The organism is Achromobacter veterisilvae, assembly GCF_900496975.1.
Classification (GTDB): Bacteria; Pseudomonadota; Gammaproteobacteria; order Burkholderiales; family Burkholderiaceae_B; genus Achromobacter; species Achromobacter veterisilvae.
In genome coordinates, this window is sequence record NZ_UFQC01000001.1 from 238,787 (window position 1) to 253,998 (window position 15,212).

Here is a 15,212-nt window from a genome sequence, read left to right on the forward strand (position 1 = left end):
CGCTCGCGATGCGCCGCGCTCACCATATGTGGTGGTAGAGTTTTCATACCCTACTACATATGGTATCAGTCATGCATATCCAGCACATTCTCAAGCGCGACGGGCGGGTCGTGGCATTCGACCGCGACAAGATCGTCCAGGCCATCGCGGCGGCGGGCCAGAGCACCGGGGAACTGGACCTGGCTGGCGCGCAGGCGCTGACCGACGCCGTCATCGCCGCCCTGGCCGACAACCCGTGCCCCGGTGTGGAAACCATCCAGAACCGCGTCGAGGAAGCCCTGGTCCAGGCGGGCCACTGGCGCACCGCGCGCGCCTACATCGTCTACCGCGAACAGCACGCCCGCCTGCGCTCGCTGCGCCACACGCTGGTGGACGTGGAAAGCGCCATGGAGGAATACCTGGAGCAGCGCGACTGGCGCGTCAACGCCAACGCCAACCAGGGCTACAGCCTGGGCGGCCTGATCCTGAACGTGGCCGGCAAGGTCACCGCCAACTACTGGCTGTCCAACGTCTTCGCGCCCGAGGCCGGGCAGGCCCACCGCGAAGGCGACATCCACATCCACGACCTGGACATGCTCAGCGGCTATTGCGCGGGCTGGTCGCTGCGCCAGTTGCTGACCGAGGGGTTCAACGGCATCCCCGGCAAGGTCGAGGCCACGCCGCCGCGGCACATGTCGGCCGCCATCGGCCAGATCGTCAACTTCCTGGGCACGCTGCAGAACGAATGGGCCGGCGCGCAGGCCTTCAGTTCCTTCGATACCTACATGGCGCCCTTCATCCGCCGCGACGCCATGACGTACGGCGACGTGAAGCAGGCGATGCAGGAACTCATCTACAACCTGAACGTGCCCAGCCGCTGGGGCACGCAGACGCCCTTCACCAACCTGACCTTCGACTGGACCTGCCCGGCCGACCTGCGCGAACAGATCCCCTACGTGGGCGGCGAGGAAATGCCGTTCGCCTACGGCGACCTGCAAGCCGAAATGGACATGATCAACCGCGCCTACATCGAAGTCATGATGGCCGGCGACGCGAAGGGCCGCGTGTTCACCTTCCCCATTCCCACCTACAACATCACGCCCGACTTCGACTGGGACCATCCCAATACCGAACGCCTGTTCGAGATGACGGCGCGCTACGGACTGCCGTACTTCCAGAACTTCCTGAATTCGGACCTGGAGCCGCACATGGTGCGTTCCATGTGCTGCCGCCTGCAACTGGACCTGCGCGAATTGCTCAAGCGCGGCAACGGCCTGTTCGGATCGGCCGAGCAGACCGGGTCGGTGGGCGTGGTGACCGTGAACTGCGCGCGCCTGGGCTACACCTGCCGGGGCGACGAAGCCCGGCTGATGGCGCGCCTGGACCACCTGCTGGAACTGGGCCGCGACGTGCTGGAGACCAAGCGCAAGGTGGTGCAGCGCTACATCGACCAGGGACTCTATCCCTACACCCGCCGCTACCTGGGCACGCTGCGCAATCACTTCAGCACCCTGGGCGTGAACGGCATCAACGAAATGATCCGCAACTTCACGGACGACGCCGAAGACCTCACCACCGCGGCCGGCCACGCGATGGCGCTGCGGCTGCTGGACCGCGTGCGCGAGCGCATGACCGAATTCCAGGAACAGACGGGCCACCTGTACAACCTCGAAGCCACCCCCGCCGAAGGCACCACCTACCGCTTCGCCCGCGAAGACAGGAAGCGCTATCCCGGCATCCTGCAGGCCGGCAGCGAATCGCAGCCTTACTACACCAATTCCAGCCAGCTTCCGGTGGGCCACACCGACGATCCGTTCCATGCGCTGGAACTGCAGGAAGCGCTGCAAAGCAAGTACACCGGCGGCACCGTGCTGCACCTGTACATGAACGAAGCGGTCTCGTCCGCCGGCGCGTGCAAGCAACTGGTGCGCCGCGCGCTGTCGAACTTCCGGCTGCCCTACATCACGATCACGCCCACGTTCTCCATCTGCCCCAACCACGGCTATCTGACAGGGCACCACGAGTTCTGCCCCAAATGCGATGCCGAGCTGCTCGCCAAACAATCGGCATGCTGCGCCCCGGCCTAGGGCCCGCCGCTCCCGGCAGGCCCCGGACCGATCCGCCGGGCATCCGCCCGGCACCCTCTCAAAAGGAACCTCTATGCAAACCTTGACCGCCCCTGTAGTCACCGCCGCTTCCACCCCGAAGCTGGACGACAGCCAGCGCGTGCGCTGCGAGATCTGGACCCGCGTAATGGGCTACCACCGTCCGGTCGCGTCCTTCAACACCGGCAAGCAAGGCGAATTCAATGAACGCCGCTTCTTCGTCGAACGCCGCGCCTGAGGGGGCGCGATCCGGCCCGGCCTGCGGGCCGGGCGCCAGTCCGGCCACGCGCCGGCTGGCCGCCAGGCCGGCCTACCCGGCCCCGCCGCAGCCCGTCATCCAGCCCCTGCCGCGGCACGCCCAGGCGGTGGGCGGGCTGGTGCCCTTTTCCACCGTGGACTGGCCGGGCCAACTGGCCGCCGTCGTCTTCATCTCGGGCTGCCCCTGGCGCTGCCACTACTGCCACAACACCGAACTGCAGACCCGCGCCGCGCGCTATGACTGGCGTGAAATGCGCGCCTTCCTGGAAACCCGCAAGGGCCTGCTCGACGCCGTCGTGTTCTCGGGCGGCGAACCGCTGAGCGAGCCGCGCCTGCCGCAGATGATCCGCGACGTCCGGCGCATGGGCTACCGGGTCGGCCTGCACACCGCCGGCATCTATCCGCTGAGACTGGCCGACGTGCTGCGCCATCTGGACTGGGTCGGCCTGGACATCAAGGCCGATTCCCAGGGCTACGACGACATCACCGGCCGCCGCGATTCCGAGCGCCCCGCCCTGGCCTGCCTGAGCCAGTTGCTGTCGGCCGGCCGGGACTTCGAATGCCGCATCACTTGGCATCCCGACTGGCTCAACGAAACCCGGCTGCTGGCCCTGGCCCGGGAACTCGCCCGCCGCGGCGTGCGCCGCTTCGCCGTGCAGGGCGCGCGCCGTTCGCCCGACGCGCCGCCCTTGCGCAACCTGAGCTTGCAGGCGGAGGCCCTGATGAAGCAATGGTTCGAGGGATTCGACTACCGCTGAGCCAGGCGCTGCTTCAGCGTCGCATGGAACCGGGGCGATCCGATGGCGCCGACATTGCACCGGGACCAGGGCGACACCGCCGTCGGGTCCACGTTGAACACGCGCCCCGGCGCCATGATGACCTTCTCCGGCATCAGTTCGGCGGCCAGGGCAAGGGAATCGTCCACGCCCGGAAACGCCGACCACAGATAAAGGGAACTGGTCGGGCGGGCGAATACTTCGGCGCCCAGCGAATCGAGCACCTGCAAGGCGTTGCCGGTGGCGGCTTCCAGCCGCTGGCGCAGCCTGACCAGATGGCGCTCGTAATGGCCTTCCCGCAGCATCACGTCGACCATGCGCTCGCAGTACTCGGAACTGCTGACGTGCACCAGCGCCTTGAGGTCGGCCAGGTCGCTGGCCAGCGCCGCGTTGCACGCGATGAACCCCACGCGCAGCGCCGCCGAAAATGACTTGGAGAAGCTGCCGATATAAATAGTGCGTTCGAGCTGGTCCAGCGACGACAGGCGCACCGCCGAGGTGGGCTTGAAGTCGGCCAGCGGGTCGTTCTCGACCACCGTCAGGTTGTAGCGGTCCGCCAGTTGCAGGACCTTGTAGGCCTTGGCCGGCGAAATGTCGGAGCCGGTGGGATTGTGCGCCAGCGATTGCGTGAAGAACAGGCGCGGCTTTTCGCGTTGCAGCAGCGCTTCGAGCGCGGCGGTGTCGGGGCCGTCGGACAGGCGCGGCACGCCCAGCATGCGCGCCCCGGCCAGCTTCAGCTTGCCGAACAAGGGGTAATAGCCCGGGTTGTCGACCAGCACGGCCGCGCCCGGCGGCACGAAATAGCGGATCGCCAGGTCCATGGCCTCGTTGGCGCCGTGCGTCAGCACCAGTTGCGGCGGCGCCGCATTGATCCCGACGTCGCCCAGCTTGCGCACCAGGCTTTCGCGCAGCGGCGCATAGCCGAAGCGGCTGCCATAGCGGAACAGGGCCCCCAGGCCGGTGCGCACCACCTTCTGGTGATAGCGGTCCATGCGCATGTCGGCCAGCCACTCCACGGGCGGAAAGCCGTCGCCCACGGAGACCGCGTCGGGCTGGGTCTTGAGCTGCTCGCGCATCAGCCACACGATATCCATGGCGCGGCTCAACTGGCCGGGCTCCTCGTCGGCGGCCTTGCGCGCCCGGCCCGTCTCCAGCACGAAGAAGCCGGATCCCCGGCGCGGTTCCACCAGGCCCCGCGCGACCAGCATTTCGAACGCCACCACCACCGTGTTCTTCGCGTAGCGGTGCAACTGCGCCAGTTCGCGCAGGGACGGCAGCTTGTCGCCCGCGCGGTAGACACCGTCGGCGATCTGCTGGCCGATCAGCCTGGCCAGGCTTTCGGCTATCGGGGCGGCGCGTTGCGGCCTGCCCGGAAGGCTTGCTTCGTCCATGCTGGGATTCCCGCTGGGTATCGTCGAAATTGGTGCAGTGCAATGGTACTGTTTGCCCAAACTGTACCTCTCAATGCCGGTACAGTTTACCTAGAATCAGGCCACTTGATTCTGATATGGAGACACGCCATCGTGGCCGATTCACGCCTGCCCAATTTCCGCGCCCTGACCCCCGCCGAACGCCTGTCCGCCATCGCGGACGCCGCCGGGCTCACGCCCGAGGAACGCCAGTCGCTGGCCCATCCCGGCGCGCTCGGCCTGGCCCGCGCCGACGGCATGATCGAGAACGTCATCGGGTCGTTCGAATTGCCGCTGGGCGTGGCCGGCAACTTCCAGGTGAACGGCCGCGACGTGCTGGTGCCGATGGCGGTCGAGGAACCGTCCGTGGTCGCCGCGGCGTCCTATATGGCCAAGCTCGCGCGCGAATGCGGCGGCTTCGAAACGTCCAGCACCGCGCCGCTGATGCGCGCGCAGGTGCAGGTGCTGGGGCTGGCCGATCCGCACGGCGCGCGGCTGGCCCTGCTGCGCGAGCGCGAGCGCATTCTTGCGCTGGCCAACAGCCGCGACAAGGTGCTGATCGAACTGGGCGGCGGCTGCCGCGACATCGAAGTCCACGTCTTCCCCGACACGCCGCGCGGCCCCATGATCGTGCTGCACCTGATCGTGGACGTGCGCGACGCGATGGGCGCCAACACCGTCAACACCATGGCCGAGGCCGTGGCGCCGCTGGTCGAGGAGATTGCGGGCGGATCGGTGCGCCTGCGCATCCTGTCCAACCTGGCCGACCTGCGCCTGGCGCGCGCCCGGGTGCGCCTGACGCCGCAGGCGCTGGACACCAAGGAGCGCAGCGGCGCCGACATCATCGAAGGCGTGCTGGACGCCTATACCTTCGCCGCCATCGACCCCTACCGCGCCGCGACCCACAACAAGGGCATCATGAACGGCATCGACCCCGTCATCGTCGCCACGGGCAACGACTGGCGCGCGGTGGAAGCCGGCGCCCACGCCTATGCCTGCCGCGGGGGCCGCTACACCTCGCTCACCCATTGGGAAAAAGACAACTCGGGCGCGCTGGTGGGCTCCATCGAAATGCCCATGCCCGTGGGCCTGGTGGGCGGCGCCACCAAGACCCATCCGCTGGCCCGCCTGGCGCTGAAGATCATGGACGTGCGTTCCGCGCAGGAACTGGGCGAAGTGGCCGTGGCCGTGGGCCTGGCCCAGAACCTGGGCGCGCTGCGCGCGCTGGCCACCGAAGGCATCCAGCGCGGCCACATGGCGCTGCACGCCCGCAACATCGCGCTGGTGGCGGGCGCGGCGGGCGCGGAAATCGACACGATCGCCCGGCGCATGGCGGCGGAGCGGGACGTCCGCACCGACCGCGCGCTGGCCTTGCTGGAGGAGCTGCGCACCCCCCGATAGACCTGGCCGCCCCGGCCCCACAAGAACAGAGGCGGCGCCCGGATTCCCCCGGCGCCGCCCGACCACAGAGGAGAGAGACATGAATCCGAATACCCCGGCGCCTTCCACGCGCCTGGCGGAAGTCTGGAGCGACACGGTGGACCTGCGCCACCTCGCCTGGGCCATCGGCATCGGCATCGCCATCAGCGTGGCGGGCTTTTTCGCCGCCAGCCGCTGGCTGCGCGGCATCGTGGCGTCCGCCGAGCTGGCCCATGCCTACGCCATGCTGGCCGGCCTGGCGGGCTGCGTGCTGGCGGGCGTCGTCTGCGCCCGCCTGTTCCCGCCCAAGCGCGAAGTCATCGAGCACGGCTCCACGCAGGATCCCGCCTGGCGCGCCGAAGTGCTGGCCGAACTGGCCGAGCAGCCCGGCGGCCTGGGCACGCTTGCCGATCTGCCGGAACCGGTGGTGCGCGAACTGAAGGAACTGGACCTGTACGACCTGTTCGCCGAGCCCGCCGCCCAGCCGTCCCCGCCGTCCGCCCGCGCCCCGGCGCCCCAGGGTTCAGGCAAGGAGGCGCTGGCATGAGCGATCCCATCCTTCTCGAACAGATCATGGTGGCGGCCGCGATGGGCCTGCTGGGCGCGGTGGTGTTCGCGGCCATCGGCCTGGTGTCCGGCACCGACGAAACCACCACGCTCGCGCCGCTGACCCTGCTGGTAGTCCTGCTGGGCGTGCCGCCCGCGGGCGTCTTCACCTTTTTCCTGGCCGGCGCGGTCGCCAAGCACATGACGCACGCCGTGCCCACGGCCTTGCTGGGCATCCCCGGCGACACCCTGGCCACGCCGCTCCTGCAGGACGCGAACATGCTGCGCAAACTGGGCGTGCCGCACATCGCGCTGCGCAAGATGGTGTCGGGCGCCATCGTCGCCGCCTTCGTGGCGGTGCCGCTGGCGGTGCTGTTCGCCGTGCTGCTGGCGCCGTTCGGCGCGGCCATCACGAAGTCCGCACCCTGGATCTTCCTGGCCGCGGCGGTGCTGATCGCCTACTTCTCGGCCGGACGCTGGGCCGCGGTGGCGCTGCTGGTGCCGTTCGTCGTGGTCATCGTCGCGCTGCAAAGCCTGACCGCCAAGTACGGAGTGAAACTGAGCATCAGCTACTTCCTGGGCATCGCCATCGGACCGCTGATCGCGGACCTGTTCACAGTGGTTTCGCCGCAGGGTCGCTCGCGGATGATGCGCGACAAGGTGCGCACGTTCTCGCTGGCGCCCGACGTCAAGGGCTGGTCCGGGTATTTTCCCAATCCCCTGAAGGTCATGGACCGCACGCAGACGCGCTGGACGCTGGCCACCGCGGCGATCTCCAGCGCCACCTTCGTGTTCAGCCCGGTGGCCATGACCGTGGTGCTGGGCGAACTGGTCGGTTCGCGCATCAAGCATGCCTACCACCGCCTGACGACCGTGCTGAGCGCGCGCAACGGCGTCACCGAGGCCACCTACATCGCCGAGGCGCTGATTCCCCTGATCGCCTTCGGCCTGCCGCTGAGCCCCGTGGCCGCCGGCCCCGCCGCGCCGCTGTTCAATGCGCCGCCGCGGTTCACCGTGGACGCCGCCAGCGGCCAGACGCACAATCTGCACAACCTGCTCAGCCACTGGGAGTTCCTGGGCTACGGCATGCTGGCGGTGCTGCTGGCCGCGGTGGTGTCCTACCCGTTCGCCATGAACTTCGCGCGCCGCGCCGCGCTGTTCGTGTCGCGCAAGGTCAGCCATGAAGCCATCATCGCCACCTTCGTCGGCCTGATCATCGTGATCAGCGTCTGGGAAGGCCAGTTCCTGGGCCTGCTCGTGATCCTGACCATGGGCCTGTTTGGCGGGCTGCTGTCGCGCCTGTTCGGCTTCAATACCGGCGTCCAGTTCATGGGCTACTACACCGCCGTGCTCTCCGTGCCGGCGATCGTCAAGCTGCTGGGGTAAGCGGCTCAGGCCGGCAGCGGCGCTTCGAGGATCGCCCCGGTCGCGGATTCCGTCATCACGACGGAGCCGCCGCCGGGGCGAATCGCTACGTTGGTCACGGTGCTTCCGCCTATGGGGCTTTTCAGAAAATGCGTGACCTCGCCCCCCGCATTCAGCACGAAGACGCCCCCCAGGCTGGCGTGGGCCACCAGCAGCCGGCCGTCCGGCGTCGTGGCCAGGCCGTCCGGCCCGCTGGTGCCGAAGAAGGTCCGGAACGCCCCCATCTTGCTCACCGAACCGTCCGGCATCAGCGGCGCCCGCCAGACCTGGTTGGCCCGGGTGACCGCCACGAACAGCACTTTTTCCTCCGCGTCCAGCGCGATGCCGTTGGGGCTGGGCGCGTTCGCGAGCAGCAGGTCCAGGCGGCCGCCGTCGGCATCGTAACGGTAGACCCGCCCCTGCGGATCGTGCAGGCCGGTCTGTCCCTGGTCCGTGAAATAGAGGCGGTCCGCGCGGTCGAAAACCAGGTCGTTCACGCCTTTGAAGGCCTCGCTGTTGCGGTGCGCCAGCACGGTTTCCACCCGGCCGCTGCCTACGTCGCAGCGCAGGATGCCCAGGCGGTAGTCGGCCACCCACAGGCTGCCGTCGCGATGCAGGGCCAGGCCGTTGGGCCAGCCGCCGGTCTCGGCGACCGTATGCCAGTCGCGCATGCCGTCGACCCGCAAGATGCGCCCGTGCGGAATGTCCGTGACGTACAAGGCGCCCGAGGCATCGAACACCGGCCCTTCCAGGAAGCAATCGACAACCTGCCCCGCCTTGTTGGCGTCGGCCCAGGCGCTGCGCTGCCTGCGCCGCAGGCTCTCCGGCAGCGTGGCGATGACGCGCGCCTGAACGACGACCGGCGGCGTGAAGTCCAGATTCCACATGCTCGTCCCCTACTCCGGCTTGATGCCGACGCGTTCGCCCACGTCCGCCCACAGCACGATCTGCTCCCGGACATAGCCGCCGAATTCCCCGACGGTCATGGACCGGTGCCGGGCGCCCTGGCGCGCCATGTTCTCCCGCATCGCCGGGTCGCCCATCACCTGAGACACCAGGCGGTTCATCTTGTCGACGATGGCCGGCGGCGTGCCCTTGGGCGCGGCCAGCCCGAACCAGTTCAGCACCTGATAGGACGGAAGACCCGCCTGGGCGAACGTCGGCACGTCGGGCAGCGTCGCCAGGCGGGCGTCGCCGCTGACGGCAAGCGCCCGCACGCGGCCGCCCTGCACCGGCGGGATGGCGGTGGGCGCGGCCGTGATCAGCACGTCGATCTGGCCGGCCATCACGTCCGCCAACGCCGCGCCCGCCCCGCGGTACGGAATGTGCGTCAGCGAGATGCCCGCCGCGCTCTTGAACATTTCGGCCGCCAGGTGCGTCGAGCTGGCCTGGCCGCCCGAACCGTAGTTGAGCCTGCCGGGATGGGCCCGCGCATACGCGACAAGCTGCTCCATCGTGGTGAAAGGCGACTTTTCCGGCACCAGCAGCACCAGCGGTGTTTCGATGATCTCGCCGACGTGGATCAGGTCGTTCCGGTAGTCCCACGGCAGCTTTGCGAACTGCAGCGGCAGCATCGCATACGTGGTGTCGGTCACCAGAAAGGTGCTGCCGTCGGGCGCCGAACGCACCACTTCCTGCGTGGCGATCGTGCCGGACGCGCCGGTCTTGTTGTCGACGATGAATGTCTTGCCGGTCGCCTCGGACAGCTTCTGCGCGACCTGGCGCGCGGCGTAGTCCGTTGTTCCTCCCGGTGAATACGGCACCACCAGCCGCACGGGTTTGTCGGGCCAGTCGGCCACGCCACCGGCGGCCTGAGCCGGCAGGCAGGCCATGCCGATCGCGGCGGCGGCCAGGATGCGCGGCAAGGCGCCGCCGCAATTGAAAAACGATGTCATGAGAATGTCTCCTTCCGATTCCGGCCGGCCGCTTTAGGCAGCGGTCTGAATATTGGCCTCGCTGATGAGGCGGGCCCACTTTTTCTGTTCCTGCAGGATGTATTGCTGCGCCGACTCGGGCGCGCCGCCCATCGCGGTGCTGCCTTCGGCGGTGAACAGCGCCACCGTGGCAGGATCGGCCAGGACTTTCTCGACGACGCCATTGACCGCCAGGATCACGTCGCGGGGCGTTCCGGCGGGCGCCACCAGCGCCTTCCAATCCAGCGCCTCGAAGCCGTCGAAGCCGGACTCGGCCACGGTGGGGACATCGGGCAGGATGGGCAACCGCGCCCTTGCCGTGACGGCCAAGGGGCGCAGCACTTTGCCCTTCAGCATTTCCTGGGCGGCCTGCGGCGTGGCGAACATATAGTCGGTGTTTTCGCCCAACAGGTCATTCAACGCCGGCGCGGCGCCGCGGTACGGCACGTTCAGCACTTGGAACTTCGCCTGGTACGCCAGCAGTTCGCCCGCCAGGTGGCCCACGGTGCCCGACCCGGCCAGCGCCTGCTTGATGGAGCCGGGAGCCGCGCGGGCATCGCGGATCAGGTCCGCCAAGGTGTTCCAGCGGGCGTTGGCCTTCACCACCAGCACCACCGGCAGCGACGCGATCAGGGCGACCGCGGCAAAATCCTTGCCGGCATCGAAAGGCATCTTCGGCATCAAGGCGGGGTTGATCGCCAGATTGGAGGTCTGCCCCAGACCCAGCATGAGGCCGTCGGGCCTGGCCTTGGCGACATAGTCCAGGCCGATGTTGCCGCCTGCGCCCGGGCGGTTCTCGACCACGACGGACCAGCCGGCCTCGCCGGTGATCTTGGCCGCGATGGCGCGAGCCACGGAATCCGTGCCTCCGCCCGGCGTGTAGGGAACGATCAAGCGGATGGGACGGCTGTCGGGATAGCTTCCTGCGGTCTGCGCCCGCAGCGGCAACGCAGCCGCGCATAGGGCGGCGCCCAGGAACGAGCGGCGAGATAGAGCGATCATGAGGGTTTGTCTCCTTGTGTAATGTGCCTTGCCTTCAAGGCCGCGATTTCATCGTCGCGATAGCCGACGGCGCGCAGCAGCTCGTCGGTGTGTGCGCCCACGGCCGGCGGCTGCAGGCGGATGGGCGGCTGGACGCCGTCCAGTGTCAGCGGGGCCAATGGCACGCGCGTTTCCCGGCCATCCGGCAGCGTGACGGGCGCCAGCCCGCCCGTGGCCTTCAGGTGCGGATCGTCGAAGAGCTGTTCAGGGCGGGTGATGGGCGCGAACGGCAGGCCTTCTTGTTCGAAGCGCGCCGCCAACTCCGACGCGCGGTAGCCGGCCAGATGCGAACGCAGTTGCGGCATCAGCCAGTCGCGGGCCTGCACGCGGTCGTTATTGGTCTTCAGGCGCGGGTCCGTCAGCCACTCCGCCAGTCCGAACGCGCGGCAGAAAATGTCCCATTGCTTGTCGCTGACGACAGCCAGGAACACTTGTTCGCCGTCCTTCACGGTAAACACGTCGTACACGGCCCAGGCGGAAATGCGGCCGGGCATCGGCGCCGGCGCATTCCCCGTCATGGCGTGCTGCATCATGTGCTGGCCCACCAGGAAAACGTTGTTCTCGAACAATGAGGCCTGCACTTCCATGCCCTCGCCCGTATGTTCGCGCTGGGCCAGCGCCGCCATCGCGCCCAGCGCGCCGAACATGCCGCCCATGATGTCGTTGACGCTGGCGCCGGCGCGCAGCGGATCGCCGGCGCGGCCCGTCATGTAGGCCAGCCCGCCCATCATCTGCACGACTTCGTCCAGTGCGGTCCGGTTGTCGTACGGGCCCGGCAGGAATCCCTTGTGGCTGACATAGATCAGGCGGGGGTTGCGCGCCTTCAGCGCGCCGTACCCCAGGCCCAGCTTCTCCATCACGCCGGACTTGAAGTTCTCGCTGACCACGTCCGCCGAGTCGATCAGGCGCCGCGCGGCCTCGATACCCTCGGGCTGCTTCAGGTCCAGCGCGATGCTCTTCTTGTTGCGGTTGAACATGGGGAAGAAACCCGCGCCGGACCCCAGCAGCCTGCGCGTGGAATCGCCGCCTATCGGTTCGACTTTGATGACTTCGGCGCCCAGGTCCGCCAGCAGCATGCCGCAGGTAGGCCCCATCACCATGTGGGTGAATTCGACGACGCGGATGCCTTCGTACGGAAGGCGGAAAGGGAAACGGCTGGGCATGTGAAGCACCTTCAGGAACAAATGGCTCGACGCAGTGGAAGCGCGGCTCGGGCGGAACGCCGCCCTTGCCGCGTCGGCAAGCGGGCTAGCAAGTCGGCACGAAGCCCTTGGGCAGGCCGGCGTCCGGCGTCATGCCGTACAGCGGCTCGCCCGGCAGGCCTGCGGCCAGCGGCGCGCGCGCGGCGATGATTTTTTCGATCGAGATCCCCGTGCGCACACCCATCGCCTCGAACATGAACACCAGGTCTTCGGTGACCACGTTCCCCGAAGCGCCCGGCGCATAGGGGCAGCCGCCCAGGCCGCCCAGCGAACTGTCGAAGGTGCGCACGCCCTCGTCCCAGGCCGCCAGGCAATTGGCCAGGCCCAGCCCCCGCGTGTTGTGCATGTGGGCGGCGCCGGCCCTGGGCCCGAGTTCGCTGCGCAGGCGCCGGAACAACCGACGCACCTGGGCAGGGTTGGCATAGCCCACGGTGTCGGACAGGCCGGACTCGTCCGCGCCCGCTTCCACGCACATCGCGGCCAGGCGGATGACCTCGTCTTCGGGCACCCGGCCCTGCAAGGTGCAGCCGAAGGCCGTCGAAATGCCGGCCTCGAGCTTGACGCCAGGCGCCAGGCCATCGCGCAACTGCGCGATGGCGCGGACCTCTTCCACCATTTGCTCCGGCGTCTTGCGCACATTGGCCAGCGAATGGGCGCGGCTGGCGGAAACCGGCAAAGTCAGTTTGTGGACCCCGGCGCGCAGCGCGGCTTCGGCACCCCGCAGATTCGGAACCAGCGCCATCACGGTCACCCCCGGATGGCGGACCGCATGGGCGACCACCTCCGCCGCGTCGGCCATCTGCGGCAGCAGCCGGGCCGGCACGAACGAGGCCACTTCGATTTCGCGCACGCCCGCGGCGACCAGCGCATCGATCCACGCGAACTTGCCGGCGGTCGGCATGGTGGCCTTCACCGATTGCAGCCCGTCGCGCGGCCCGACTTCACTGATCAGGACGTCCGCCTGGATAGGGTCGTCATGCGCCATGGTTCTGTCTCCTGCTTGATTTCTTAAAATTCTATCTAATAGAACAATGTTCTTTCTAATAGAATTAAAATCGAACAGGAATGGGCTGTCAAGCAGGTTTTCCAGCAGGTCTATGCCTACAATGGCCGCCAATCGTTCTAAAGGATGGAATATGCAGACCGATCTGCGCCGTGCCGCCGGAGTTGGCCATGCCTCGTAAAGCCGTCACCAAGTCCGTTGCCGATGCCGATGCCGCCGAAGGCGGCGTAGCCGCGGTCGACCGGGCGATGAGCCTGATGGCGGTGTTCACCCCTGCCGACCGCACGCTGTCGCTGGGAGAACTGGCCGAACGCACGCGCCTGTATAAGAGCACCGTGCTGCGCCTGCTGGCGTCCCTGGAACACGCGCAATGGATCCGCCGGCTGGACGACGGGCGCTATGCGCTGGGCGCCGAAGTGGCCCGCCTGCACAGCATTTATTCGGCGTCGTTTTCGCTGGAACAAGTGGTCATGCCGGTCCTGCGGGACCTGGTGGCCGCCACTGGCGAAAGCGCGGCCTATCACGTGCGCCAGGGCGATGCCCGCCTGTGCCTGTACCGCGTGGACTCTCCGCATCCGGTGCGCGACCACATCCGCGCCGGCGACCTGCTGCCGCTGGACCGCGGCAGCGGCGGACGGGTGCTGATGGCGTTCGACGACATCCTGGGCCACGCGCCCGGTCCGGATCAGGCGCTGTACGCCCGGATCCGCCAGGACGGCTATTTCGCCGCAACGGGCGACCGGCTGAGCGAAGTGGCGGGCATCTCCGCGCCGGTCTTCCTCTTGTCCGGCGGCATCGCGGCCGCGGTAACGCTGACCGCGCCGGCCCATCGTTACAACCCGGACCACCTGGCTCCCGTGCTGCAGGCCGCGCGCAGGCTGACGGGCCGCGTCGGCTGACCGCCCGCCCCATTGCCTGCCCACTTGATCCAGCGCAAGGCGATACGCGGTCCCTTGCTCTAGCCTCTGTCCACTTGACCAGAGGAAAGACTTGACATGACGTGGTTCAAATCACTCACCCTCGCCGGACGCGAATTGCTGCCCATTATCCAGGGCGGCATGGGCGTCGGCGTATCCGCCCACCGTCTGGCCGGCGCCGTCGCCAGCCAGAACGCCGTGGGCACCATTGCCAGCGTCGATTTGCGCCATCACCATCCCGACCTGCTAGAAAAGACCGAGCGGTGCCATGACCGCGACCTGATAGACAGCGCCAACCTGGAAGCGCTGCACCGCGAAGTGCGCGCCGCCCTGGAGACGGCCCAGGGCCGCGGCCTGGTCGCCGTGAACGTCATGAAAGCCGTGCGCGACCATCCCGCCCTGGTGCGCCAGGCGTGCGAAAGCGGCGCCCAAGCCATCGTGATGGGCGCCGGCCTGCCGCTGGACCTGCCCGAAATGACCGCCGACTTCCCCAAAGTGGCGCTGGTTCCCATCCTGTCCGAAGCGCGCGGCGTGGCCGCGGTGCTTAAAAAATGGATGAAGAAGGGCCGGCTGGCCGACGCCGTCGTGATCGAGCACCCCGGCCATGCCGGCGGCCACCTGGGCGCCGCGCGCCTGGACGACCTCCACGACGAACGCTTCGACTTCAAGCGCGTGCTGGCCGATTGCCACAAGCTGTTCGCGGAACTGCAACTGGGCAAGGACACCCCCCGGCTCATCGTGGCCGGCGGCGTGGGCAGCCATGAACAAGTGCGCCACTGGCTGGGCCACGGCGCCGACGGCGTGCAGGTGGGCACCGCCTTCGCCGTCACCATCGAAGGCGACGCGCACGAAAACTTCAAGCGCGTGCTGATCGACGCCGACCCCGACCAACTGGCCGAATTCACCAGCGTGGCCGGCCTGCCCGCCCGCGCCGTGCCGACGCCCTGGCTGACGCGCTACCTGCGCCAGGAAAAAACGCTACAGGCCAATGCGCGCTGCGATGCGCGGCGCTGCAGCCAGCGCATGGACTGCCTGACGCAATGCGGGCTGCGCGACGGCATCTCGCGTTTCGGCCAATTCTGCATCGACCTGAAGCTCGCGGCCGCCATGCGCGGCGAAGTCAGCCGCGGCCTGTTCTTCCGCGGCGCGTCCAAGCTGCCGTTCGGCAACGCCATGCGCTCGGTGCGCGAACTGCTGGATTACCTGCTCCACGGCGAGATGCCCGCCGCGGCCTGACCCC

The 15,212-nt window shown here is 68.2% G+C and carries 14 protein-coding genes; 8 read left to right on the plus strand and 6 right to left on the minus strand.

Annotated features, from left to right (window positions below; translation table 11 throughout):
- The first annotated feature begins 71 nt into the window (after nt 1-71).
- The 3 genes from AVE30378_RS01085 to AVE30378_RS01095 all read left to right on the plus strand — a co-directional run bounded on the left by AVE30378_RS01085 (nt 72) and on the right by AVE30378_RS01095 (nt 3,100).
- On the plus strand, nt 72-2,066 hold the full coding sequence (locus AVE30378_RS01085) for a ribonucleoside triphosphate reductase (protein ID WP_129238923.1): 1,995 nt from the start codon (nt 72-74) through the stop codon (nt 2,064-2,066).
- Between the two features lie 73 nt (nt 2,067-2,139).
- Nucleotides 2,140-2,322, plus strand: a complete 183-nt coding sequence (nrdD, locus tag AVE30378_RS01090; RefSeq protein ID WP_129238924.1) for an anaerobic ribonucleoside-triphosphate reductase — start codon at nt 2,140-2,142, stop codon at nt 2,320-2,322.
- Complete coding sequence (locus AVE30378_RS01095) at nt 2,288-3,100, plus strand: anaerobic ribonucleoside-triphosphate reductase activating protein (protein WP_129238925.1); 813 nt, start codon at nt 2,288-2,290, stop codon at nt 3,098-3,100. The genes nrdD and AVE30378_RS01095 overlap by 35 nt, the downstream gene beginning before the upstream one ends.
- On the opposite strand, the gene AVE30378_RS01100 is transcribed toward AVE30378_RS01095, so the two are convergent.
- On the minus strand, nt 3,091-4,509 hold the full coding sequence (locus AVE30378_RS01100; RefSeq protein WP_129238926.1) for an aminotransferase-like domain-containing protein: 1,419 nt from the start codon (nt 4,507-4,509) through the stop codon (nt 3,091-3,093). The two genes, AVE30378_RS01095 and AVE30378_RS01100, sit on opposite strands and share 10 nt — an antisense overlap.
- Before the next feature lie 129 nt (nt 4,510-4,638).
- Here AVE30378_RS01100 and AVE30378_RS01105 point away from each other — a divergent pair, with 129 nt between their 5' ends.
- From AVE30378_RS01105 to AVE30378_RS01115, 3 genes are all read left to right on the plus strand, one after another.
- The gene (locus tag AVE30378_RS01105; protein ID WP_129239046.1) at nt 4,639-5,928 is read left to right on the plus strand and encodes a hydroxymethylglutaryl-CoA reductase, degradative; all 1,290 of its coding nucleotides are present in this window, start codon (nt 4,639-4,641) and stop codon (nt 5,926-5,928) included.
- A 79-nt stretch (nt 5,929-6,007) separates the two neighbouring features.
- Nucleotides 6,008-6,493 carry a hypothetical protein gene (locus tag AVE30378_RS01110; RefSeq protein WP_129238927.1) on the plus strand — a complete coding sequence of 162 codons (486 nt, stop codon included), beginning with the start codon at nt 6,008-6,010 and terminating at the stop codon, nt 6,491-6,493.
- On the plus strand, nt 6,490-7,878 hold the full coding sequence (locus tag AVE30378_RS01115; protein ID WP_129238928.1) for a tripartite tricarboxylate transporter permease: 1,389 nt from the start codon (nt 6,490-6,492) through the stop codon (nt 7,876-7,878). Before AVE30378_RS01110 ends, AVE30378_RS01115 begins: the two co-directional genes overlap by 4 nt.
- A 5-nt stretch (nt 7,879-7,883) precedes the next feature.
- Here AVE30378_RS01115 and AVE30378_RS01120 read toward each other — a convergent pair whose 3' ends face one another.
- The 5 genes from AVE30378_RS01120 to AVE30378_RS01140 all read right to left on the minus strand — a co-directional run bounded on the left by AVE30378_RS01120 (nt 7,884) and on the right by AVE30378_RS01140 (nt 13,037).
- Complete coding sequence (locus AVE30378_RS01120; protein ID WP_129238929.1) at nt 7,884-8,783, minus strand: SMP-30/gluconolactonase/LRE family protein; 900 nt, start codon at nt 8,781-8,783, stop codon at nt 7,884-7,886.
- A 9-nt stretch (nt 8,784-8,792) separates the two neighbouring features.
- A complete protein-coding gene (locus AVE30378_RS01125; RefSeq protein ID WP_129238930.1) occupies nt 8,793-9,791 on the minus strand; it encodes a Bug family tripartite tricarboxylate transporter substrate binding protein in 999 nt (332 codons plus the stop codon).
- Nucleotides 9,792-9,824: 33 nt separating this feature from the next.
- Nucleotides 9,825-10,811: a Bug family tripartite tricarboxylate transporter substrate binding protein gene (locus AVE30378_RS01130; RefSeq protein ID WP_129238931.1), complete on the minus strand. Its 987-nt coding sequence runs from the start codon at nt 10,809-10,811 to the stop codon at nt 9,825-9,827.
- Nucleotides 10,808-12,013, minus strand: coding sequence for a CaiB/BaiF CoA transferase family protein (locus AVE30378_RS01135; protein WP_129238932.1), 1,206 nt, complete (start codon nt 12,011-12,013; stop codon nt 10,808-10,810). The genes AVE30378_RS01130 and AVE30378_RS01135 overlap by 4 nt, the downstream gene beginning before the upstream one ends.
- 85 nt (nt 12,014-12,098) lie before the next feature.
- Nucleotides 12,099-13,037 (minus strand): hydroxymethylglutaryl-CoA lyase, encoded by a 939-nt coding sequence (locus AVE30378_RS01140; RefSeq protein ID WP_129238933.1) that lies wholly within the window; start codon nt 13,035-13,037, stop codon nt 12,099-12,101.
- A gap of 188 nt (nt 13,038-13,225) precedes the next feature.
- Here AVE30378_RS01140 and AVE30378_RS01145 point away from each other — a divergent pair, with 188 nt between their 5' ends.
- Both AVE30378_RS01145 and AVE30378_RS01150 read left to right on the plus strand, forming a co-directional pair.
- The gene (locus AVE30378_RS01145; protein WP_129238934.1) at nt 13,226-13,954 is read left to right on the plus strand and encodes an IclR family transcriptional regulator; all 729 of its coding nucleotides are present in this window, start codon (nt 13,226-13,228) and stop codon (nt 13,952-13,954) included.
- A 96-nt stretch (nt 13,955-14,050) separates the two neighbouring features.
- A complete protein-coding gene (locus AVE30378_RS01150; protein ID WP_129238935.1) occupies nt 14,051-15,208 on the plus strand; it encodes an NAD(P)H-dependent flavin oxidoreductase in 1,158 nt (385 codons plus the stop codon).
- Nucleotides 15,209-15,212 lie beyond the last annotated feature (4 nt).